Origin of the sequence: Arthrobacter sp. NPDC056727 (assembly GCF_042790555.1) — a bacterium.
Taxonomy (GTDB): domain Bacteria; phylum Actinomycetota; class Actinomycetes; order Actinomycetales; family Micrococcaceae; genus Arthrobacter.
On record NZ_JBHTZA010000009.1, the window covers coordinates 65875 to 87725 of the forward strand.

Below are 21851 nucleotides of genomic sequence, written 5' to 3' on the forward strand. Positions count from 1 at the left end.
ATGACCATGGGAGTGACCTGCACCCATCAGCAGCTAGACCTCATGCTTGAACTCTACGGTGGCCGCCATAGGGTTGATAAATGGACGACGATATGTCGAAGGATGCAGCAGTGAGCCACCGCCGGGCTGACCACGGGGCGGTGCTGACCGTGCTGGCACCTGCCGGCCCAACCCGCGGCGTGGCCCTGGTGCTCCACGGCGGCAAGTCGCACAGTTTCGACCCCGTCCAGGCCACGCACCTGAGCCCGGCGCGGATGGTGCCGTTCGCCCGGCACCTGCACGCGGCCGGACGGAGGCACGGCCTGGCGGTGTGGATCCTGCGGAACAGCGTGCGCGGCTGGAACGGCGAGGACATGACCCCGCTGAAGGACGCGCGCTGGGCGCTGGCCAGGATCCGCGCGGAACACCCCGGGGTGCCCATCTACCTGTTGGGACATTCAATGGGCGGCCTCACCGCCGTCTGCGCAGCGGACGAACCAGGCGTGGACGCCGTGGTGGCGCTCGCCCCGTGGCTCGATGACGGCACCCCGGCAGCCGCGGTGGCCGGACGGAAGGTCCTCATCGTGCACGGGGACGAGGACCGCTGGACAAGCCCCTCGGCATCGCTGCGGTTCGCGCGGCGGGCTGCACCTGTTGCGGCGGAGTTGCGTTACGTGTCCCTGCGCGGGGCAGGGCACTTCATGCTGCGGCGGGTCCGGCTGTGGCACAGGCTGGCCACCGGGTTCCTGATGAAAGCCTTCGCGGAACGGACCGGGCTTTCCGGGGCAGGTGTACCCGGGGCGGGGTCTTCAGCCTCCGCCGCAGCTTTGGACAAGGTTCTGCCGCCCACTGACGAGTCCCTGCCACTCGTTTTGTAGGTGGGCGCGCTGTCATGAACCCATTTCCGCTGGAGGCGTTCGTGGCCGGCCTGCCATGGGCTGCGCTGGGCGTGGCGCTGGTGCTCGCCGCCACCTATGCCGTCGCCGTCCAGGCCGGGGATGGCGGCCAAGCGAGGCATTCGGTCATGGACGTGGCCTGGGGCCCGGGGTTCGTCGTCGTCGCCATCATCACGTTTGTCCTCTCGGCCGGGGAGGGCGACGGCGGCCGGCGGGTGCTGCTGCTGGCCCTGACGGGTATCTGGGGCATCCGGCTCGGCATGCACATCGGACGCCGGGCGCGGGGCGGACGTGAGGACCCGAGGTACACAGCGCTGCTGGAGAAAGCCCGCGGCTCCCGGAACGCCTACGCCCTCCGGCACGTCTACCTGCCGCAGGGCCTGGTGATGTTCTTCGTGTCCCTGACAATCCAGGTGGGCATGTTCGCCACCGGCCCGCTGGGGCCGCTCGCCGTGGTGGGCACCGCAGTCTGGCTGACCGGGTTCATCTTTGAAGCCGCGGGCGACCGGCAGCTGGAGCAGTTCAAGAACGATCCGGCCCGCCGGGGAACCGTCCTGAACACCGGGCTGTGGCGCTACACGAGGCACCCCAACTACTTCGGCGACGCCGCGGTCTGGGCCGGGCTGTTCCTCGTCGCGGCGGAGTCCTGGCCGGGAGTGCTGACCGCCCTCTCCCCCGCCCTGATGATCTGGACGCTGGCCGCCAAGACCGGAAAGCCGCTCACGGAGCAGGCCATGTCCGGCCGCCCCGGCTACCGCGACTACATGCAGTCCACCAGCGGCTTCATCCCCTGGCCGCCGCGGCGGCACTGACGCGGGGACAGCGCATGCCCTGGACCCCTGCCGCCAGCGACCGCTTCTACCGCCTCCTCGTCCAGGTGGCGCTGTTCCTGCGGTGGCTGTTCGGGATCCGGCTGCTGGTGACCGGGCAGGACAACCTGCCTGAACGGGCAGCGGGCAACAGGACGGCGGGGACGGTCCTTCCCGGCCGCGGTGCAGTGGTTGCCATCACCCACTTCGGCTATCTCGATTTCGCCGCCGCCGAGCTGGTGTTCTGGGCCCACAACCGCGGGCAGCTGCGCTTCATGATCCACCAGGGGGCTGCCGACCACTGGCTCGCCGGCCCGTTCATCAGCGCAGCGGGCCAGCTGGTGGTGGGCCGCGGTTCACGCACGGCCGCGTACGACGACGCCGTGGCCAGGCTCCGCGCCGGCGAGTACCTGGCCGTCGCGCCCGAGGCCGGCGTCAGCCGCAGCTTCAAGGTCCGCGAATGCAAGACCGGGGCGGTGCGGATGGCTGCCGAGGCTGGCGTACCGCTCATTCCGGTGTCCGTCTGGGGCGCCCACCGCATCCTGACCCGCGGCAATGGCCTTCCCTTGCACCGCATCCGGCGCGCACCTGTCCGGGTGCACATCGGCGAGCCGGTGCAGCTGGCCCCCGGCCTGGACCCGGAGAAGGAAGCCGCGCGGCTCCGCACAACGCTCCAGGCCGGAATCGATGCGGCCATCGCCGGTTTCCCGGTGGCAGCGCGGCCGGGCGACTGGTGGATGCCGGCGGACCTCGGCGGCGGCGCGATCTCCGAGACGGAACGCCAAAGGCTCGATGCCGCCGACCTGGCGAGGGTCCGCCGTCGTACGTCCAAAAGTGGGCGGCATCCCAAGTAGAAACCAGAACAGGGCGTTCCCAAGTCTGGGAACGCCCTGTTCTGCTGCTCAGTTGGGTCAGTCGGAGACGACGGACGTTTCCGCGCCCTGGCGGCGGGCCTTGCCCGCTTCCATCAGGGGGTCGACGACGGCCCGCAGGGCTGCCATTGAATCGTCCACTTCCATGAGTACCGGGTATTGGTACGCAATCAGGGCGAGGAGGTCACGGACCGCGGCCTGGGCCTCGTCGGCGCCAAGCTCCGGCTCGTGGCCGAGGAACACGTCGGACGGGTGATCGGAATTCCCCTGCGCATAGCTGATCGCGAAGGCCTGGATCTTGCCCTTGCGGCCTGCCGGCACGCCGGCCCCGAAGGCACTGGCCTTCGGGGAGCGCAGCACGATCGCGCCGTGGGCGCCGCTGAGCTCGTCCAGGAACAGCCGCTGCACCGTGCCGATGCCCAGTTCACCGGGGCTGTCCCAGCCGTGGACGGACGAGTAGTACCGGCCCACGACGTCGGAGAGCTCCACCGATCCGGTGGCCAGGTCCTCGATGCGCTCCGACGCCGCTTCCTCGGAACCGTCGCCAAAGACCGGCAGTTTCAGGGCCGCCGGCTCCACCACGACGAGCCTGGTGTGCTGGATCGGGGTAAGCCCCACCGCCTCCGCGAAGGCGGCGCCGGAGGTGCCCGGCTCCACCTTGCAGCGGAGCCGGGTAACGCCCGACGGCGATCCTTCCGCCTCGCGGCGCAGCATCATGAGCAGCGTGGAGCCAATGCCGGCCCGGCGGTGGTCGCGGGCGACCTCGACATAGACCCACAGCCGTTCCGGGTGCAGGCTGGCCTCGTGGACCACGCCGGCGGCAACCGGGATGGCCACGCCGTCGACGACGTCCTCGGCCACGATGCAGCGCCGCCACGGCGCGTTGCCGGAGGGCGCAAGGGTGCCGCGGAACTGCCCCGCCTGGTCGGTTTCCGGGTCGCCCCAGATTTCCAGCAGCGCAAGGTCATCGCCCTCGCGCCATTCGCGGTACTGGATCGCCACGGCTAGGCGCCGATCAGCCGTGCGGCCAGGTAGCCCTCCACCTTGTCCAGGGACACGCGTTCCTGGCTCATGGTGTCGCGTTCACGGATGGTGACCGCGTGGTCCTCGAGCGTGTCGAAGTCCACGGTGATGCAGAACGGGGTGCCGATCTCGTCCTGGCGGCGGTAGCGGCGGCCGATGGCGCCGGCGTCGTCGAAGTCGATGTTCCAGTTCTTACGCAGCTGCGTGCCGAGGTCCTTGGCCTTCGGGGAGAGGTCCTCGTTGCGGCTCAGCGGCAGCACGGCAGCCTTGACCGGGGCGAGCCGCGGATCAAGCTTGAGCACGGTGCGGACGTCCACGCCGCCCTTGGCGTTGGGGGCCTCATCCTCGGTGTAGGCGTCGATGAGGAAGGCCATGAAGGAGCGGGTCAGGCCGGCGGCGGGCTCGATCACGTACGGGGTGTAGCGCTCGTTGGTGGCCTGGTTGAAGTAGCTGAGGTCCGTGCCGGAGGCCTTGGCGTGCGTGGAGAGGTCGAAGTCCGTCCGGTTGGCGATGCCTTCCAGCTCGCCCCACTCGGAGCCCTGGAAGCCGAAGCGGTACTCGATGTCCGTGGTGCCCTTGGAGTAGTGGCTGAGCTTGTCCTGCGGGTGTTCGAAGAAACGCAGGTTCTCCTCGCGGATGCCCAGGCCGGTGTACCAGGCCATGCGCTCCTTCATCCAGTACTCGTGCCACTCTTCGTCCGTGCCCGGCTCCACGAAGAATTCCATTTCCATCTGCTCGAACTCGCGGGTGCGGAAGATGAAGTTGCCGGGCGTGATCTCGTTGCGGAAGGACTTGCCGATCTGGCCGATGCCGAACGGCGGCTTCTTCCGGGACGTGGTGAGCACGTTATTGAAGTTCACGAAGATGCCCTGCGCGGTTTCGGGGCGCAGGTAGTGCAGGCCCTCGTCGCTGGCCACCGGGCCCAGGAAGGTCTTCAGGAGCCCGGAGAATTCCTGCGGCTCGGTCCATTCACCGCGGGTACCGCAGTTGGCGCAGGCGATGTCCTTCAGGCCGTTCTCGGCCGGGCGGCCCTTCTTCTCCTCGTATTCCTCTTCGAGGTGGTCGGCGCGGTAGCGCTTGTGGCAGGAGAGGCATTCGACGAGCGGGTCGGAGAAGACCTCGACGTGGCCGGAGGCTTCCCATACCTGGCGGGGCAGGATGACGGAGGAGTCCAGGCCCACCACGTCCTCGCGGCCCCGCACCACGGACTGCCACCACTGGCGCTTGATGTTTTCCTTCAGCTCGGCACCGAGGGGTCCGTAGTCCCAAGCGGAACGCGAGCCTCCGTAGATCTCGCCGGCCTGGAAAACGAAACCTCTCCGCTTGGAAAGGGAAATGACCTGGTCGAGGACGGATTTTGCTGCCATGGGAACTCCAATTTCTACAGGGCCGCTGGGTGCGGTCCGCGGTGTCTCTGGCCCTGGACCGCGGCTGGATGCCGGGCGGGGGCGTGTGAAGGGAAAACTGTGCAGGAAAGCTGCGAGTCCTAGCCTACCGGCAGCAGCCTCGGGAAGGCGCCCCTCATCTCCGGAGGGCGCCCCTGGGCCACGGCAGGGTGGCCACGACGATGGAGGCCAGGGTCAGCAGGGTCCCCAGAACCGTGGCCGCCTCCACCACCGTGCCGGGTGTGGGGACCAGCAGGTCCAGGCCAAGCGAGCCCAGGAGCTGGCCCGCGATCATGCCCAGGCCGGTCACCAGCACCCCGAGGCTGCGCACCAGCAGCGCGCCGAGGCCGATGAACACGCAGCCCATGGGCCCGCCGAGGTAGTACCACCACTCCCCCGGCAGCGGATTGGCCGGCCCGGCGACGGCAACTTTGATGGACCAGGCAACCCACAGCACGCAGGTGCCGGCGATGAAGTTCACCAGTGTGGCTGCGATCGGGGTCCCGTAGTGCACGGTGGCGGTGCCGTTCATGGCCTGCTGGAAGCTCATGAGGAAGCCGGCAACGACCGGCAGGATGACCGGCAGCAGCAGCGCTGCAGGGTCGGCTGTCCCGGCGCCGCCGCCCGCAGCTCCTGCAGCTCCGGCGGCGAAGCGCGGTGACACCGCCCAGGAGACCGCGGAGATGGTGAGGATGCAGCCGATGACGCGGATGCCCGTCACGGACTTCTTGCCTGCCGGACCGATGCCCAGGCGGTCCACGAGCAGGCCGCTGAGCGTCTGGCCGGTGACCGTCGCCACGGTGAACAGGGCGATGCCCAGCAGCCCCACGGTGAGGGACTGAGCGAAGACGAAGAAGGCGCCGATGCCGCCGGCGAGCGCGTAGTACGGAGGGAAGCGGCGTTCACGCAGCGCCGGCAGGATCCGGGCGATGCCTGCCCGGCCGCGCGGGGCCGCCAGGGACACGATGACCATCACGATCAGCCCGGTGGTGAAACTGACGACGGCGGCGGCGATGCCATCACCGAGGCGGGCACCAAGGGCCCCGTTGATCCGCCCCTGGACGGGAATGGCAAGCCCGGAGGCCACAGCCATCGGAAGGCCCACGGCAAGGGGCAGCCGGGGTGCATGGGTCATTTGTTCCACCTTACGTCAGGCATCATTACTGGTATGAGCAACCCGGAAATCGAAGAGATCCCCATCCGCGACAGCATGATCCGCCTGGGCCAGCTCCTGAAGCTCGCCAACCTCGTGGAGGACGGCGTGGAGGCGACGGAGCTGATCAAGAACGGCCTGGTCAAGGTCAACGGTGAGATCGACGACCGGCGCGGCCGGCAGCTTCACAACGGGGACACCGTGACGGTGAACGGCCAGACCGTCCGGGTCAGCGCTCCCGCGGCGTAAAGCCTGTCTTTGCAGGAGGGCTTACTTGTTCAACACCTCATGCGTGAGGAACTCGGACACGTGGCCGACCTCCTGGGCGTTGATGCCGTGCCACATGCCGGTGTAGAGGACTTTGGTCAGCTTCACGTGCTGGCGCACCCAGCCCATCGTGTATTCGATCTTGTCCGGCGTGATGACCGGGTCCTGCTGGTCCCGGCCCCAGAACAGCGGCACTGTTCCGTCCAGCTCGGCATCTCGGAATTCGCCGTCGGAATCCGCATTGACCACAAAGCCTGAAAGGCCGACGACGGCGGCAAAGTCTGCGGGCCGCTGCCGCAGCAGCGTGGTGGCCATGGCCATGCCCATCGAGAATCCGAGAAGCGTCACGGACGGGTGGTTGGCCTTGACCGTGTCCAGCCAGTCGAGCACATACCCGGACGCGGCTTTGACCGCATCCACCGAATACTCGATGGAGCCGGTCAGCGGGAACCAGGAAAAGCCCGGTCCCACGGCGATGGGTGCGCGGACCGAGGCCACCGCGAAGTCGTCCGGAAGCATGTCGGCCAGGCTGAGGAGGTCCTGCTCGTTGGCGCCGTAGCCGTGCAGCAGGACGAGCAGTGGCTTGCCGGCCCTGGCTTCCTCGGGCTTGGACCACAGAACAACGGGGGCAGGAAAGGAGTCGGCAGAAGTCATGGCTCCATTCTTGCAGTTACCCACAGGTAACAACCTACGGTGGCGTAGCCAAGCGGCCGCGGTACAGGATGTATTCGAGCACAGCCTGGAGCCGCTGGCGCCGAAGCCGCTTCCGCCGCGCAGCTGGCATGAGGCGCGGAACGAAGACCTCGTCTGGGCGCGGGAGTACTTTGTGCCGTGGGTGGTGCGTCTCCTGCGCCACCGGTCCTCCGGCGACGGCATCACCGCCAAACGGCCGACGCCGGGGCCCGTGTTTGGCCCGGGGATCCCGTTGGGTTCGAGCGAAGGACCGCTGGGCCTGGGTGATCCCGTGCGGCAGTAGCCGGCGGGCTGTTGGGGAGCGCCAGAGGTGACGGAACCGCCCAAAGTGAGGAGCGACGTCGGACGTGGAAACGCATGAGGTGCTGTGGACGCGGCTGGCCGGCCAGCAGCTGAGGAAGCCGCGGGCGGCTTCGCCGGAGGACGCCGTGAAGAACCTGCTGGCTGTCCAGGCACAGGAGTTTCCCTACGCGCGCTGGTCCCTGGCCCAGCGGACCGCCGGTGCCACAGCCGCCGATGTGGAGGAGGCGGTTGCCGACGGCCGGATTCTCCGGACCCACATCCTGCGGCCCACCTGGCATTTCGTGCACCGGGATGACCTGCCGTGGCTGCGGAAACTGTCTGCGCCCCGGCTCCACCAGGCGAATGGCGGCACGTACCGCAGGACCGGGATCGACAATGAGGCGGCGCTGAGGAGCGCCGACGTCCTGGCGGAAGCGGTGGCCGGCGGAGTGCACCTCACGCGTGAACAGTTAGCTGCCCGGCTGCAGGATGCCGGCTTCCCCGGCACGGGACTTGCCCTGGCGTACCTGATCATGCACGCCGAGATCAGCGGGGTGCTGGTGAGCGGGGCTCCCGTCCGCAGTCCCGGCGGCGCCCTGCGGCAGACGTATGCGTCGTTCGATGAGCGGGTGGCCGGGGCCGCCCCGGGTGCCGCACTTTCCCGGGAGGAATCGCTGGCCGCCCTGGCACTGAGGTATTTCGGGAGCCGCGGGCCTGCCACCGTCCGGGACTGCGCGGACTGGTCCGGACTCACCATGACTGATGTGCGCAAAGGGCTGGCGCTGGCAGACGAGATTGCCCCTGGCGCCATCGTTGCCATCAGCATTGACGGCGCCGGGTTCCATCTTCGGCCTGGGTCCGCCATGGAGACGCCGGGCGGGCGCGGGCGCGGCGGGGACGGGCCCCCGCGGATAGACCTGGTCCAGTGCTACGACGAATACATCATGGGCTATTCGGTCTCGCGGCATTATTTCGGCGGGACCGCGCCGGCCTATCCCTTTGGCGATACCCCCATGCATGTTGTCCTGTCCGACGGAATGCTGGCTGGTGCGTGGCGGCATTCGCTGGTCCGGCGGGGGCGGGAGGTGCAGCGCTGCGAGCTGGACATCCGCCTGTCCCGGCCGCAGGACAACCCCACCGAGCAGGCGTTGGAGGAAACTGTTGCGAGGTACGGGGCCTTCCTCGGCACGCCAGCGGTCCGGATCCCGGCGGGTGCCTGAGGGGCCTTTCGCGCAGAGGACTAAGCTGGAATGGACACTCACCGAGAGGCCCCACCGTGTTCGACTTGTTTTTCTGGATCATCATTCTGGCCGTCCTGGTCCCCATGGGCATGCGGATGTACCGGAGGTCAATGCAGCAGCGCAACCAGGGGCCGGGGCTGCCCGGGCAGTACCCCGGCCAGTTTCCCAACCAGGGCCCCGATCAGTTCGGCAACCAGCCCGGCAGCCCGTTCGGGGGCCCGTTCCAGGGCCGCCCGGACAACCGTCCGCGGGACGGCTACACGCAGCAGGACTACTTCAGCGGAGGATTCGGAGTCCCTCAGCACGGTGGCGGGGACGAGCTTCCGCCCTTGAACCAGCCCTACCCCGGTCAGCAATACCCCAACCCGCCGTATCCGAACCAGCAGTATCCGAACCAGCAGTATCCGAATCAGCCCGGTCCTGATGGCACTGGTGCCCCGTCCTGGCAGCAGGGGCCGGTTCCCTACGAGGACAGCCCGGATTACCCGGCCAACCCGCCCCGGCCACAGCAGAACCCAGCCTCTACGGGCCCGGCACCCTCGACTCCCCCGCCGCCGTCGGCTCCGCAGGGGTTCCGCGCACGGAAACTGGCGGAGCTGGACCAGCAGTACAGCGACGGCCAGATCTCCATGGAGGACTACATGGCCCGGCGCAACGACATCATGAACGGCTAGCCGCAGGCGAACGTTTCAGGGGCATCCGGCCGGTGCCGGGCCGGCACGGGCCGGTGGCCTGCGGGGCCGGACCGATGGACGCGGCCGCTACGCGGTGACGGTCAGGGTGACTGGGGCGGCTGTGGCCGGTCCACCACATTCAGCGGTCCCGCCGATCCGTTTCCACTCGAGGGACACCTTTCGTTCCGCGAGGATTTTCCCGGCGGAGTCCAGGGCCCTGACGGTCACTGCCCCGGGGGCGTCCATATCGAATCCAAAGCGCCAAGTATCGGTGCCGGTCCTCTCGACGATGATGCCGCGTTCAGGGGAACCAAGACCGAGCGGGAGGCCAAGGCCGTTGGCCCCGGTGGGGGTTGCCGTGGCGGTTGGAAGAACGGGCCGCCGCTGGAGGCCATCTGTCGCCTCGGAGCACACTGTCTTGGTGCACAGTTGCACCCTCGCCACAACGCGGGTATCTCCGTCGAGGACCATGGTGAGGGAGTTGATCCAGGCGATCGCAGGGCAAACCGTGGCGCAGCCCGTTGCCGGCAGGAGCGCCGGCAGCAGGAGGGCTAGCCAGGCAGCGGATCTCAACCGGGGCATGCGGCCAGCATAGATCCGGCCGGATTCGAAGGCTACAGCCCCCGCGCCCGCAGGTCGGGGCCACAAGTGTACGTTCGCGCTTCATCGAGGGCCACAAGTGTACGTTCGCGCCAAACAAGACAGCCCGCGGCCCGCTGCTTGTGGCTGCGGGACGCGGGCTGAGGCACAGGCCGGCAGTGACCGGCCCAAACTCAAGTTTGGATGTAAACCGAGTTTCGAGTTTAGTCGATCTGCGGGAAGCCGAGGTCAATGACCGAGGTGGACGGGTCCGGCCAGCGTGTGGTCACCACCTTGCCGCGGGTGTAGAACCTGATGCTGTCCGGTCCGTACATGTGCGTGTCGCCGAACAGCGAGTTCTTCCAGCCGCCGAACGAGAAGGTGCCGACCGGGACGGGAATGGGGACGTTGACGCCCACCATGCCGGCCTCGACGTCGAACTCGAACTGCCGTGCCGCACCGCCGTCGCGGGTGAAGATGGCTGTCCCGTTGCCGAATTCGTTCTCGTTGACCAGCCGCACGGCGTCGCTGTACGTGTCGACGCGGACCACGGACAGGACAGGGCCGAAGATCTCGTCGTCGTACACCTTCATGCCGGGCTTCACGTGGTCCACCAGGCTGACGCCGATGAAGAAGCCGTTCGAGTCGAACTGCTGCGAGCGCCCGTCGACCACGACCGTGGCACCTTCGTTTTCGGCTCCCGCCACGTAGGAGGCCACGCGGTCCCGGTGCTCCGCGGTGATCAGCGGGCCCATCTGGGAGGCCGGGTCGGTTCCCGGGCCGATCTTGAGCCCGGCCATGCGGCTGGAAATCGCCTGCACCAGGTCGTCCGCGATGTTGCCTACCGCCACGAGGACGCTGACGGCCATGCAGCGTTCGCCCGCGGAACCGTAGGCCGCCGAAACCGCAGCGTCGGCAGCCATGTCCAGGTCGGCGTCGGGCAGCACCACCATGTGGTTCTTCGCCCCGCCCAGGGCCTGGACCCGCTTGCCCTGGTCGGCTGCCCGCTTGTAGATGGACTGCGCGATGGGCGTGGAGCCGACGAAGCTCACCGCCTTCACGTCGGGGTGCTCGAGCAGGACGTCAACGGCCTCCTTGTCCCCCTGGACCACGTTCAGCACGCCGGCGGGCAGTCCCGCTTCGGCAAAGGCCTCGGCAATGAAGATGGCGGCTGACGGATCCTTCTCACTGGGCTTCAGCAGCACCGTGTTGCCGCAGGCAAGGGCGCTGCCCACCATCCACAGCGGCACCATGGCCGGGAAGTTGAACGGGGTAATGCAGGCCACGACGCCCACCGGCTGGCGCACCGAATGCACGTCGATGCCGGCGGAGACCTGCTCGGAGCGTTCACCCTTGAGCATGTGGGACAGGCCGGTGGCGAAGTCGATGTTCTCCAGGCCGCGGGAGATTTCACCCTCGGCGTCGGAGAGAACCTTGCCGTGCTCGCTGGTGAGGATCGCCGCGAGCTCAGGCTTGCGCTGGTTCAGGATTTCGCGGACGCGGAAGAAGATGTTGGTGCGCTTGGCCAGGCTGGTTGCACGCCAGGCCGGCAGCGCGGCACGGGCGGCGGCGATGGCCTCCCCGGTCCGCGACGCCGAGGCCAGCACAACCTGCTTCTCCTGCTCGCCGGTGGCGGGGTTGAAGACGGGACCGAAACGTTCGGCGTCGCTGACGCGGCTGCCGTTGATGAAATGCGGAATGGTTTCCAAGGGAAGTCTCTTTTCGTGCGTTACTGAATCGTGCGTGGCGGGCAGAAGTATGGGATGGGGCTACTTGGCCGAGTCGAGCGAGCCGTCGGCGAGCTTGATGATCATGGAGCAGTCCTTGCCTGCCTCGCCGGCGTCGATGAGCTGCTGGAACAGCTGCTGGACGTGCCTGCCGATCTCGAGCGGCGTGCCGGTGTCCTCGGCGGCGCTGATGGCCAGGCCGATGTCCTTGTTGGCCAGTTCGGTGGTGAAGGTGGGCGCAAAGTCGTTGTTGGAGGCGGCAGTGGAAACCACGCCGGGCACCGGGTACCAGGTGCGCAGCGCCCACGAGTCGCCCGAAGAAACGGACGCAATGTCCCAGAAGACCTGCTTGTCCAGGCCCAGCCGGTCCGCCAGGACGGCACCCTCGGCGGTGGAGGCCAGGTTGATGAAGAGCATCAGGTTGTTGCAGATCTTGGCTGCCTGCCCGGTGGTGGCGCCTCCGGTGGGGATGATGTTGGCTGCCATCGGGCCGATGTAGCCGGTCGCGTCGGCGACGGCGCCCGCCTCACCGCCCACCATGAAGGTCAGGGTCCCGGCCTTCGCCCCGCTCATGCCGCCGGATACCGGGGCATCAACGAAGCGGAAGCCCGCGGCAACGGCAGCGTCGTGCAGTTCCTGGGCGGACGCGATGTCGATGGTGGAGGAGTCCACGAGCAGCGTGCGGGTATCGGCGTGGGCCAGGACACCGCCCTCGCCGAGGTAGACCGCCCGGGCGTGCTCGCCCTTGGGCAGCATGGTGAAGACGGCGTCCGCACCGTCAACGGCCTCGGCGATGCTGCCGACGGGCTTGACGCCGGCCTCCTCGGCGGCGGCAAGCGCTGCGGCGTTGAGGTCGAAACCGCGGACGTCATGCCCGGCCTTCGCCAGGTTCGCGGACATGGAACCGCCCATGTTTCCGAGGCCGATCCAACCGATTACTGCCATGTCGCAAGCTCCTTCGCTTCGGATCCGGCCGCCGGGCCGGAAGGTCTGTGTCCACGATCACATCCTGGTAGAGTGCAATCAAGGGGAAAAATTGAAGACGGCATGTGCATTGATGCACATCGAGGGAAAGGCTTGCCGTGGATACCAGGCGGCTTCCGAGTCCGGACGACCTGCTGATTCTGCTGACGGTTGCTCGGCTGGGCCGGTTCAACGCTGTGGCGGAAACGCTCGGCACAACGCACACCACCATCTCCCGCCGGATCCTCGCCCTGGACAAGCAGCTGGGCGGCCGCACCCTGGAGCGCAGCCCGCACGGCTGGGAGCTGACCCAGCTTGGCGCCTCCGCCGTGGAGGCAGCCGAGGCCATCGAGAACACCCTTGGTTCGCTCTCCGGGCTGCTCAGCCAGAACCAAAGCGCACTGTCCGGGCTGGTGCGCGTGGCGACGACGGACGGCGTCGGAGCGGTATTCGTCACCCCTGCACTGGTCCGGCTGCAGCGGCAGAACCCGCAGCTGAACATCGAAATGCTGAGCGCCACGCGGAAGGTCAGCCAGAACAGGTCCGGCGTGGACCTGGAGATCGTGGTGGGCAGGACCGACGTCAGCAATGCCCAGACCATTTTCCTGAGCAATTACTACCTGCGCCTCTACGCCAGCCGCGGCTACGCCGCGGAGCACGGAGTGCCGGAAACGCTCGACGACGTCGGGCAGCACGGCTTTGTCTCTTACGTCGAGTCTGCGCTCCAGGTGGCAGAGCTGGGGCACCGGTGGTCCTCGCAGCTGCCCATGCCCACCTCAAGCTTCCAGGCCACGAGCGTGTTCGCCCAGGTGGAGGCCGTCCGGCAGGGCGCAGGCATCGGGCTGCTGCCGAACTTCATGGTGGGCGGGCAGGCGGACTTCGTGCCGGTACTGGCCGACGACTTCGAGCGCCAGCTTCCCATCTGGGCTGTCGCGCGGCCGGAATCCCTCCGGTCGGCCCCGGTGCAGGCCGTCATCGCCGCACTGAAGGAAGAGGTGAAGGACCGCGCGGCGCTGCTGGCAGGCTGACGGGCCCCGCTCAGCCGGCGGCCGTCCGGCCCTGAAGGGCGTCAGGCCTGGAACAGCCGGCGCACCACCTGCCCGGACGCCAGCGCATCCAGCCCCTCGTTGATTTCCGTGAGCGGCTTGGTGTCCGTGTGCAGCAGCTCCACCGGCAGTTTGCCGTCCCGCCAATAGCCCAGGTAGAGCGGGATGTCCCGCCCGGGAACGGCGTCGCCCATGTAAGAACCCAGCAGGCGCTTGCCGGCCCCGGCGAACTGCAGTGCGGGCACCGTCAGCTCGGCGGAGGGATGGGGCAGGCCGACCGAAACCACGGCGCCGCCCCGGGTCACGTGCCCCAGGCAGGCGGCAATCACGCCCGCGGAACCGACGGCTTCGACGGCGATGTCCACACCGTTGCCTGCCGCCTCCGCGATCAGGCGGGCAGCGTCCTCGGGCCTCCCCACCGCGGTGGCACCGCAGTCGAGGGCGAGCTGGTGCTTGCCGGTATTGGGATCGATGGCGATCACACTGCCGGCCCCGGCGAGGGACGCGGCCATGACCGCGGACAGGCCCACCGCGCCGAGCCCGAACACGGCCACCGATTGGCCGGCCGTGACGGCGGCCGTGTTGAGCACGGCGCCCATTCCGGTGAGCACGGCGCAACCGAACATCGCCGCAACGGTGTCCGGGACGTCGTCGTCAATCACCACCACCGACTCCCGGGCCACCACCGCGTAATCGGCAAAAGCCGAGACGCCCAGGTGGTGGTTGATCCGCTCCCCCGCGGGCGTGCGCAGCAGCGCCTCGCCGTGCAGCAGGTCGCCGGAACCGTTGACCTCCGCCGCCCGGTGGCAGAGGGCGGGACGGCCGGACCGGCAGGCGCGGCAGTCCCCGCAGCTCGGCACGAAGACCAGCACCACATGGTCGCCCACCGACACATCGGAGACGCCGTCGCCCACGGACTCGACCCGCCCCACCGCCTCATGGCCCAGCGCCATCGGCAGGGGCCGCACCCGCGAGCCGTCCACCACGGAAAGGTCCGAATGGCACAGGCTGGAGTAGGTGATGGCCACGCCCAGCTCGCCGGCCCGGGGCTCAGGACGGTCCAGCTCCTGGACCACCAGGGGCCGGGCGTCGGCGTAGCTGGGCTTCTGCGGTGCGCCGCCCGCAGCCGTGTCAGCATTCGGGACGGTGGAGTAGAGGACTGCTGCTTTCATGGAAATCCTTGGTGTCGTTGAACGGGCAACTGCCCGGCCCCGCATCAGTGGCGGGCCGGGCAGTCACTGTTAGTGGCAGCTGCCGAATGCTCGTTGGGTCCGGGACTCAAGCCGGTGGGCCCGGATTGCTTCCTACTTCCTGCCGGCGGCCAGCAGGTCGGCGGTGCCCTTGGCGTCGGCCGCATCCACGTCGTGGAGCGAGACCCCGCGGGTTTCCTTCAGGAAGAACACCGCGACGGCGGTGATGACGCAGGCGATCAGCAGGTAGATGGCCACCGGGACGGAGGACTTGTAGGTGCCCAGCAGCGAGGCGGCGATGATCGGGGCCAATGAACCTGCCACGATCGAGGTCACCTGGTAGCCGAGCGAAACGCCGGAGTACCGCATCCGGGTAGGGAACATTTCCGCCATGATGGCGGGCTGGCCGGCGTACATGAGGGCGTGGAACAGCAGGCCGATCATGATGGAGGCCAGGATGATCATGTCGTTCTTGGTGTCCATCATGGGGAAGGCGAAGAAGCCCCAGGTGGCGCCCAGGATGGCGCCGGCCATGTAGACGGGCTTGCGGCCGAAGCGGTCCGACAGCTTGCCCACCAGCGGAACGGCCACGAAGTGCACGGCGTGGGCGAAGAGCAGGAGCAGCAGGATCCGGGTGGTGTCCGCCTGGACCACCGTCTTCAGGTACGTGATGGAGAACGTGACCACGAGGTAGTAGAGGATGTTCTCGGCAAAGCGCAGGCCCATGGCGGTGAAAACGCCGCGCGGGTAGCGCTTGAACACCTCGGCAACGCCGTAGCCCTTGTGCCCGGCCTCGACCTCTTTGCGGGCTTCGAGGAAGATCGGGGCGTCGTTGACCTTGGTGCGGATGTAGTAGCCGATCAGGACGATCACCGCGGAGAGCCAGAACGCCACGCGCCAGCCCCAGCCGAAGAAGGCTTCCTGGGTCAGGGTGGACGACAGGATGAACAGCACGGCCGTGGCGAGCAGGTTGCCCATGGGCACGGCGGACTGCGGCCAGCTGGCCCAGAATCCGCGGGACTTGCTGGGGCTGTGCTCTGCCACCAGGAGGACTGCGCCGCCCCATTCACCGCCGACGGCGAAGCCCTGGGCAAACCGCAGGAACACCAGGAGCGCGGGCGCCCAGTAGCCGATCTGCTGGAACGTCGGCAGGCAGCCCATCAGGAAGGTGGACACACCCACCAGGATGATGCTCAGCTGCAGCAGCTGCTTGCGGCCGAACTTGTCGCCGAAGTGGCCGAAGACGATGCCGCCGATCGGGCGGGCAACGAATCCGACGGCGTACGTGAGGAAGGCGGCGATGATGCCGTCCAGCTCCGTGCCGGCGTTGGGGAAGAAGGCCTTGCCGAAGACCAGGGTGGCGGCGGAGGCGTAGAGAAAGAACTCGTACCATTCCACGACGGTGCCGGCCATGGACGCCGTAACGACTTTCTTGAGGCCTGAGGCCTTGACATCGGTTTCCTCTGCACGCCTTGCGGCGGAGCTTTCCGTACTCATGCGAACTCCTTCGGCGTCTTCCTCGACACCACTGGGACCAATCGGGGGCGCACGGGTGCTGTGATGCGCACCACGAACGCCGGATTCAACGAGTATGGTCTGCCTGTGACGCAAGCTCAACGCCAAATAGTGCAGGGCGCATCTGCATAAATGCACATGCGGGGCATCCCCATGGGCCCGGTGTTGCCGCTGTCCGGACGGCTCCGGCGGGATGCCTCTGCCTGGAGTCAGTTCAGGAAGTGGGCCCTGAGCTGGGCGTTCAGCTGGCCGATCTCCGTGAGGAAGCCGTCGTGGCCGATCGGCGAATCGATGATGTGCACGTCCACGTTGCCGGGCAGTGCCTCGGCGAGTTCCAGCGACTGGGCGGGAAAGTACAGCCTGTCGGACTCCACGGCGGCGACGAAGAAGTCGGCCGTGGCCCGGGACAGGGCCTCCTTCAGCGTCCCACGCCCGCGGGTCACGTCATGGCTCATGAGCGCTTCCGTCAGGGCGATGTAGCTGTTGGCGTCGAAGCGCCGGACGAGTTTGTTGCCCTGGTGGTCCAGGTAGCTCTCCACCTGGTAACGGCCGCGCCCCGCCAGGGCATCCGCCTGCAGCGGCTCCTCAGCCGCCTGGGCGTTCCTGCCGAACCGGAAATCGAGTTCGTAGGCGGAGCGGTAGGTGATGTGGGCAATGCGCCGCGCCAGCGCCAGGCCCTCCGCGGGTTCCGCGCCGCCGTAGTAGTCGCCGCTGTTGAAGTGCCGGTCCTGCCGGATTGCAAGGGTCTGCGCCTGGGCGAACGCGATCTGCTCGGCAGTGCTCCTGGCCCCGACGGAAATGACACCGCAGCGGCGCACACGCTCCGGGAAAGTGACTGCCCATTCGAGGGCGCGTGCCCCGCCCATGGATCCGCCCACCACGGCGTGCCAGCTGCTGATGCCGAGCAGGTCGGCGAGCCTGGCCTCGGCGATGGTTGAGTCGCGCAGCGTCACCAGCGGAAAACGCGAACCCCAGGGCTTGCCGTCCGGTGCGGGCGACGACGGCCCGGTGGACCCGTAACAGCCGCCCAGGATGTTGATGGAAATGACGAAGAACCTGTCAGTGTCAGCCGGCGCGCCGGGCCCGGCAAGCTGCTCCCACCAGCCTTCCTCGTCCCCGGCACCGCGGGTCACGTGGGTGCTGCCGGTCAGGGCGTGCTGGACGAGGATGGCGTTGGAGCCGTCCGCGTTGAGCGTTCCCCAGGTTTCGTAGGCCAGGGTCACGTCCGGCAGGAATCCTCCGGCCTCGAGTTCCATGCTGCCGATGTTGCGGTACTGGACAGTTCCATCCAGGACGGGAGTGCCATCGGGAACTGCGTCATTCGGAACAGTGCCCTCGGGCGTCTTGCCGGCCGGAGCGTCGGTGTGGCTGACAGAAATCGTCACAGGTAAACCTCTTCTACGCGCTTGCCCGCCGTCAGCAGACCGGCAGGCCAGGTCTTCACCCGGGGCACCCCACCGCGGAAGGAGGGTTGCCGGCCAGCAAGCCGGGGCTGTCGCTGGCACTCATGACCTGTTGCCCAGTGTACGAAACAGGCGGACGCCTGCGCGAAGAATGTGACGGCTGTGTGACTCCCGGCCTGGAATGGGACGGGAGTCACACGGTCGGGCAGGGCCGTCAGGCGCCTTTCGCCGCGCGGAATCCGGCGTCGAGGTCGGCGAGGATGTCATCGATGTGCTCCAGGCCCACCGACAGCCGGACCAGCCCGGGGGCAACCCCGGCCACGCTCTGCTGTTCCGGGCTCAGCTGGCTGTGCGTGGTCGACGCCGGGTGGATGACGAGGGAGCGGACGTCGCCGATGTTCGCCACGTGGGAGTGCAGTTCCAGGGCGTCCACGAAACGTTTGCCGGCCTCGGCGCCGCCGGCCACTGTAAAGGCCACCACAGCGCCGGTGCCCTTGGGCCCGTACTTCAGCCCGCGCTCATACCAGGGGCTGGACGGCAGCCCGGCGTAGGCCACGGACTCCACGTCGTCCCGGGCCTCCAGCCAATTGGCCACCGCCACCGCGTTGGCCACGTGGCGCTCCACGCGCAGGCTCAGTGTTTCCAGGCCCTGCGCGATCAGGAAGGCATTGAACGGGGACACCGCCGAACCCAGGTCGCGGAGCAGCTGGACCCTCGCTTTGAGGATGTAGGACAGGTTGGCTCCGAGGGCGCCGCCCTCTCCGAGGTCGCGGGCGTAGACGAGGCCGTTGTAGGTGGGGTCCGGTGTGTTGAAGCCGGGGAAGCGCTCCTGGTCCTTGCCGAAGTCGAAGTTTCCTGAATCCACGATGACACCGGCGATGGCGGCGCCGTGTCCGCCCAGGTACTTGGTGGCCGAGTGCACCACAATGTCCGCACCCCATTCAAGCGGCCGGATGAGGTAGGGGGTGGACAGCGTGTTGTCCACGATGAGCGGCACACCGGCCTCGTGCGCTGCCCGGGAGACGCCTTCGATGTCCAGGACGTCCTGCCGGGGATTGGACACCACCTCGGCGAAGAAGAGCTTGGTGTTCGGCTGCACGGCGTCGCGCCACTGCTGCAGGTCATCCGGGTCGGCCACGAAGGTGACGGATACGCCGAACTTCTTCAGGGTGTGCGCCAGCAGGTTGTAGGTGCCCCCATAGAGGCTGGGGCTGGCCACCACGTGGTCGCCGGCCTCGGCGATGTTGAGGATGGCGTAGGTTTCGGCGGCCTGGCCAGAGCTCAGGAGCAGCGCGGCAAGCCCTCCCTCCAGGCTGGCGATCCGCTGCTCCACGGCATCCTGGGTCGGGTTGCCGATCCGGGTATAGATGGGGGCGATCTCGGCAAGCGCGAAGCGGTCTGCCGCGCTTTCGGCGCTGGGGAACACGAACGACGTCGTCTGGTAGATCGGCAGCGACCTGGCACCGGTGGCGGCGTCGGGCACCTGGCCGGCGTGGATCTGGCGGGTTTCGAATGACCATGCGTTGGACATGCAGGCTCCTCTGTTGAAGGGGCATGTGCTGGTCCCGGCACAGGCCCGCGCTTGCCGCATGGCGGATGCCATGCGGCCAGGTCTTCACCCGGGGCACCCCGCCGCGGCGGAGGGTTGCCGGCCAGCGAGCCGGGGCTTTCTTCGCTGGCACTCATGACCTGCGATCAGTGTAGGAATAGCCCTCCGGCGCGCACAGCTTTGTGAAGAATTTCGTCAAAAGCTGGACATTTCGTTAAGTTAGGCCACCCTAAGCTGAGAGCCCGGTCACAAAGTGCCAAGATGAGGGCATGCGCATGGATCACGTCTCTTACGCCTGTGAACACGATGGCCTCGCGGCCACCACCGAACGTATCTCCTCCGCCCTCGGCGTCGAAGCCGTTAAGGGCGGGGTCCACCCCCGGTTTGGAACCCGGAACATGATCATCCCGCTGGCCGGCCACAAGTACCTTGAGGTTGTTGAGGTCCTGGACCACCCGGCATCGGACAAGGCGCCGTTTGGCCAGGCCGTCCGGGCCCGGTCCGCAGCGGGCGGCGGCTGGATGGGCTGGTGCGTCGAAGTTGACGACCTCGCCCCGTTCGAGGAACGCCTCGGCCGCTCCGCCGTCAACGGCAACCGCAAGTTCCCGGACGGCCGCGAACTTGTCTGGAAGCAGATCGGCATCCTGGGGCTCATCGCGGACCCCCAGGTTCCGTACATGCTGAAGTGGGAAGGCGATCCCGGGTTGCACCCGTCCAACGCCTATGACAGCAATGTGAAGATGTCCAGCCTCACGATCGCGGGCTCCGCCGAGCGCGTGACCGAGTGGCTCGGCGAGCCGGTGGAACGGCCGCTGGAGGACGTGGCCGTGAACTGGGTGGCCCCGCACGGTACGCCGGGCATCCTCTCCGTCACGTTCGAAACCGCAGCGGGCGCCGTCACCATCTGACGCTTCCGCCTTTTACTCCGGCCGCCATCAGCGGGTGCCAACGACGCCACCCGCCGATGGCGGCCGGATCATTTTTAACGGCTGGTTGCTAGCCCAGCCCGACGGCCTTGCCAAACAGGCTGAACCCGACGAAGGCCACGATATCCAGCAGGGCATGCGCGATGACCAGCGGCATCACCCGGCGCGTCCTGGTGTAGACCCACGCGAACACCACGCCCATGACGGCGTTTCCGATGAAGGGCCCGAACCCCTGGTACAGGTGGTAGCTGCCGCGAAGCATTGAAGAGACAAAAATCGCCAGGGGCATGGACCAGCCGAACTTGCCGAACCGGTCCAGAAGGTAGCCCACCACAATGACTTCCTCCACGATCGCGTGGCGCACGGCGGACAGGATCAGCACGGGCACCGTCCACCAGTAGGCGTCCAGGCCGCTGGGGATGATCGCCGTCGTAATGCCCAGGGCACGTCCGGCGGCGTAAAGACCCAGCGACGGCACACCGATCAGGGCCGCCAGCCCGAGCCCCTGCAGCAGGTCCTTTCCCGGCCGGGCAAAGTTGAAGCCCAGCTTCCGGAACGCGGAGCCGGAGCCATGCCCCAAACCGGCCTTCGCCTGGCGCTGGTCGGTCAGGAAGAAGATCACCAGCAGGACCGGCACCAGGGCGAACACGATGTCCAGCAGCTGGTAGGTCAGGTCGAAGTATTCCCTGGTGCTTTGCGACCTGTTGAGTGTGGACGTTCCCTGTGCCAGCGGCGCCCGGGTCATCTTGTCCAGGAGCTGCACCACCGAGTAGACCGCGGACTGCCCCAGCGACAGCCCCAGGACAATCAAGACTTCGAACCGCAGCCGGCGGCGGGAGGGAACCAACATGTTCCTATCTTGCCTGCCCCCGCTGGTACTTTCCTGTCAGCCCGTCCGGTCCTGCCGCCGTCGGGCCTTACCTTCCGGCCCGCCGGTACCCGTCCGGCCGCAGGCTGACCCTATGCTGGGGAGCTATGAGCGCTCCCGGGAAAATCATCATGATCCGGCACGGCCAGTCGGCCGCCAACGCGGATACCTCCATCTACAACAGGGTGCCCGACTACCGGATTCCCCTCACGGAGCTTGGGCTGGAGCAGGCGAAGGCCGCCGGGGAGCGCGTCCGGCGGGAGCTGGACGGGCGGCAGGTGAGTGTCTACGTCTCACCGTACCTGCGCGCCTACCAGACCCTTGAGGCGCTGAACCTGGGCTCCCTGACGGAACGCGTGATCGAGGAACCGCGGCTGCGCGAACAGGACTGGGCCAACTTCCAGATCTCCGGCGACATCGAGGACCAGAAGGAGCTCCGCAACGCCTACGGCCACTTCTTCTACCGCTTCCGGGAGGGCGAATCCGGCTCCGATGTCTACGACCGGATCTCCTCCTTCATGGAGACCCTGTACCGGCACTGGTCCAAGCCCGACTACTCCCCCAACGCCCTGCTCGTCACGCACGGCCTGACCATGCGCCTGTTCTGCATGCGCTGGTTCCACTGGTCCGTGGAGTACTTCGAGTCCCTGAACAACCCGGAAAACGCGGAGATCCGCATGCTGGTTCGCAACGGCGCGGGCAAGTATGAACTGGACACGCCCTTCACCCAGTGGGTGGACCGGAGGGTGGACGAAACCGTGCTGGACGCCCCGCCAGTGATCTTCTGAAGCGCCTCCCGTCCCAGCCGCCG

At 67.8% G+C, this 21851-nt stretch carries 21 protein-coding genes, 1 pseudogene and 2 riboswitches; of the genes and pseudogenes, 10 read left to right on the top strand and 12 right to left on the bottom strand.

Going from position 1 to position 21851, the window contains the following annotated elements; genetic code table 11:
- The first annotated feature begins 80 nt into the window (after positions 1-80).
- From ACFRAH_RS11105 to ACFRAH_RS11115, 3 genes are read left to right on the top strand one after another with little or no spacing between them, the layout of a single operon-like run.
- Positions 81-857 carry an alpha/beta hydrolase gene (locus ACFRAH_RS11105; RefSeq protein ID WP_377990934.1) on the top strand — a complete coding sequence of 259 codons (777 nt, stop codon included), beginning with the start codon at positions 81-83 and terminating at the stop codon, positions 855-857.
- Positions 858-871: 14 nt separating this feature from the next.
- Positions 872-1687, top strand: coding sequence for a DUF1295 domain-containing protein (locus ACFRAH_RS11110; protein WP_377990935.1), 816 nt, complete (start codon positions 872-874; stop codon positions 1685-1687).
- 14 nt (positions 1688-1701) lie between these two features.
- Positions 1702-2538 (top strand): lysophospholipid acyltransferase family protein, encoded by an 837-nt coding sequence (locus tag ACFRAH_RS11115; RefSeq protein WP_377990936.1) that lies wholly within the window; start codon positions 1702-1704, stop codon positions 2536-2538.
- 57 nt (positions 2539-2595) lie between these two features.
- Here ACFRAH_RS11115 and ACFRAH_RS11120 read toward each other — a convergent pair whose 3' ends face one another.
- From ACFRAH_RS11120 to ACFRAH_RS11130, 3 genes are all read right to left on the bottom strand, one after another.
- Positions 2596-3558, bottom strand: a complete 963-nt coding sequence (locus ACFRAH_RS11120) for a GNAT family N-acetyltransferase (protein WP_377990937.1) — start codon at positions 3556-3558, stop codon at positions 2596-2598.
- Positions 3559-3560: 2 nt separating this feature from the next.
- The gene (locus ACFRAH_RS11125) at positions 3561-4946 is read right to left on the bottom strand and encodes a glycine--tRNA ligase (RefSeq protein WP_377990938.1); all 1386 of its coding nucleotides are present in this window, start codon (positions 4944-4946) and stop codon (positions 3561-3563) included.
- Between the two features lie 154 nt (positions 4947-5100).
- A complete protein-coding gene (locus tag ACFRAH_RS11130) occupies positions 5101-6099 on the bottom strand; it encodes a DMT family transporter (protein WP_377990939.1) in 999 nt (332 codons plus the stop codon).
- Positions 6100-6132: 33 nt separating this feature from the next.
- Between ACFRAH_RS11130 and ACFRAH_RS11135 the strand changes: the two genes are divergently transcribed.
- Positions 6133-6366: an RNA-binding S4 domain-containing protein gene (locus tag ACFRAH_RS11135; protein ID WP_377990940.1), complete on the top strand. Its 234-nt coding sequence runs from the start codon at positions 6133-6135 to the stop codon at positions 6364-6366.
- 21 nt (positions 6367-6387) lie between these two features.
- Here the strand turns inward: ACFRAH_RS11135 and ACFRAH_RS11140 are convergent, their stop codons facing one another.
- Entirely contained in the window at positions 6388-7038 is a 651-nt protein-coding gene (locus ACFRAH_RS11140; protein WP_377990941.1) for an alpha/beta hydrolase, read from the bottom strand.
- Between the two features lie 76 nt (positions 7039-7114).
- Here ACFRAH_RS11140 and ACFRAH_RS11145 point away from each other — a divergent pair.
- From ACFRAH_RS11145 to ACFRAH_RS11155, 3 genes and pseudogenes are all read left to right on the top strand, one after another.
- Positions 7115-7360: pseudogene (locus ACFRAH_RS11145) on the top strand (SGNH/GDSL hydrolase family protein); the annotation flags it as partial.
- Between the two features lie 64 nt (positions 7361-7424).
- Positions 7425-8579: a winged helix DNA-binding domain-containing protein gene (locus ACFRAH_RS11150; protein WP_377990942.1), complete on the top strand. Its 1155-nt coding sequence runs from the start codon at positions 7425-7427 to the stop codon at positions 8577-8579.
- Between the two features lie 56 nt (positions 8580-8635).
- Positions 8636-9274 carry a hypothetical protein gene (locus ACFRAH_RS11155; protein WP_377990943.1) on the top strand — a complete coding sequence of 213 codons (639 nt, stop codon included), beginning with the start codon at positions 8636-8638 and terminating at the stop codon, positions 9272-9274.
- A gap of 87 nt (positions 9275-9361) precedes the next feature.
- Here the strand turns inward: ACFRAH_RS11155 and ACFRAH_RS11160 are convergent, their stop codons facing one another.
- From ACFRAH_RS11160 to mmsB, 3 genes are all read right to left on the bottom strand, one after another.
- Complete coding sequence (locus ACFRAH_RS11160) at positions 9362-9856, bottom strand: hypothetical protein (RefSeq protein ID WP_377990944.1); 495 nt, start codon at positions 9854-9856, stop codon at positions 9362-9364.
- A gap of 221 nt (positions 9857-10077) precedes the next feature.
- Entirely contained in the window at positions 10078-11562 is a 1485-nt protein-coding gene (locus ACFRAH_RS11165; RefSeq protein WP_377990945.1) for a CoA-acylating methylmalonate-semialdehyde dehydrogenase, read from the bottom strand.
- Positions 11563-11622: 60 nt separating this feature from the next.
- The gene (mmsB, locus tag ACFRAH_RS11170) at positions 11623-12525 is read right to left on the bottom strand and encodes a 3-hydroxyisobutyrate dehydrogenase (RefSeq protein WP_377990946.1); all 903 of its coding nucleotides are present in this window, start codon (positions 12523-12525) and stop codon (positions 11623-11625) included.
- Between the two features lie 137 nt (positions 12526-12662).
- Here mmsB and ACFRAH_RS11175 point away from each other — a divergent pair, with 137 nt between their 5' ends.
- Positions 12663-13571, top strand: coding sequence for a LysR family transcriptional regulator (locus tag ACFRAH_RS11175; RefSeq protein ID WP_377990947.1), 909 nt, complete (start codon positions 12663-12665; stop codon positions 13569-13571).
- Between the two features lie 41 nt (positions 13572-13612).
- Here the strand turns inward: ACFRAH_RS11175 and ACFRAH_RS11180 are convergent, their stop codons facing one another.
- The 4 genes from ACFRAH_RS11180 to ACFRAH_RS11195 all read right to left on the bottom strand — a co-directional run bounded on the left by ACFRAH_RS11180 (position 13613) and on the right by ACFRAH_RS11195 (position 19228).
- Positions 13613-14761, bottom strand: coding sequence for an alcohol dehydrogenase catalytic domain-containing protein (locus tag ACFRAH_RS11180; protein ID WP_377990948.1), 1149 nt, complete (start codon positions 14759-14761; stop codon positions 13613-13615).
- A gap of 132 nt (positions 14762-14893) precedes the next feature.
- Positions 14894-16276 (bottom strand): MFS transporter, encoded by a 1383-nt coding sequence (locus tag ACFRAH_RS11185; RefSeq protein ID WP_377990949.1) that lies wholly within the window; start codon positions 16274-16276, stop codon positions 14894-14896.
- A 227-nt stretch (positions 16277-16503) separates the two neighbouring features.
- Positions 16504-17586: a homoserine O-acetyltransferase gene (locus ACFRAH_RS11190; RefSeq protein ID WP_377991035.1), complete on the bottom strand. Its 1083-nt coding sequence runs from the start codon at positions 17584-17586 to the stop codon at positions 16504-16506.
- Positions 17587-17691: 105 nt separating this feature from the next.
- Positions 17692-17807: riboswitch (SAM riboswitch) on the bottom strand.
- Between the two features lie 104 nt (positions 17808-17911).
- Positions 17912-19228, bottom strand: coding sequence for a bifunctional o-acetylhomoserine/o-acetylserine sulfhydrylase (locus tag ACFRAH_RS11195; RefSeq protein ID WP_377990950.1), 1317 nt, complete (start codon positions 19226-19228; stop codon positions 17912-17914).
- 42 nt (positions 19229-19270) lie between these two features.
- A riboswitch (SAM riboswitch) is annotated at positions 19271-19387 on the bottom strand.
- 128 nt (positions 19388-19515) lie between these two features.
- Here ACFRAH_RS11195 and ACFRAH_RS11200 point away from each other — a divergent pair.
- Entirely contained in the window at positions 19516-20154 is a 639-nt protein-coding gene (locus tag ACFRAH_RS11200) for a VOC family protein (RefSeq protein WP_003802054.1), read from the top strand.
- Positions 20155-20242: 88 nt separating this feature from the next.
- On the opposite strand, the gene ACFRAH_RS11205 is transcribed toward ACFRAH_RS11200, so the two are convergent.
- On the bottom strand, positions 20243-21022 hold the full coding sequence (locus ACFRAH_RS11205; RefSeq protein ID WP_377990951.1) for a CPBP family intramembrane glutamic endopeptidase: 780 nt from the start codon (positions 21020-21022) through the stop codon (positions 20243-20245).
- Between the two features lie 125 nt (positions 21023-21147).
- On the opposite strand from ACFRAH_RS11205, the gene ACFRAH_RS11210 reads away from it, so the two are divergent.
- A complete protein-coding gene (locus ACFRAH_RS11210) occupies positions 21148-21828 on the top strand; it encodes a histidine phosphatase family protein (protein WP_377990952.1) in 681 nt (226 codons plus the stop codon).
- The last annotated feature ends 23 nt before the right edge of the window (positions 21829-21851 follow it).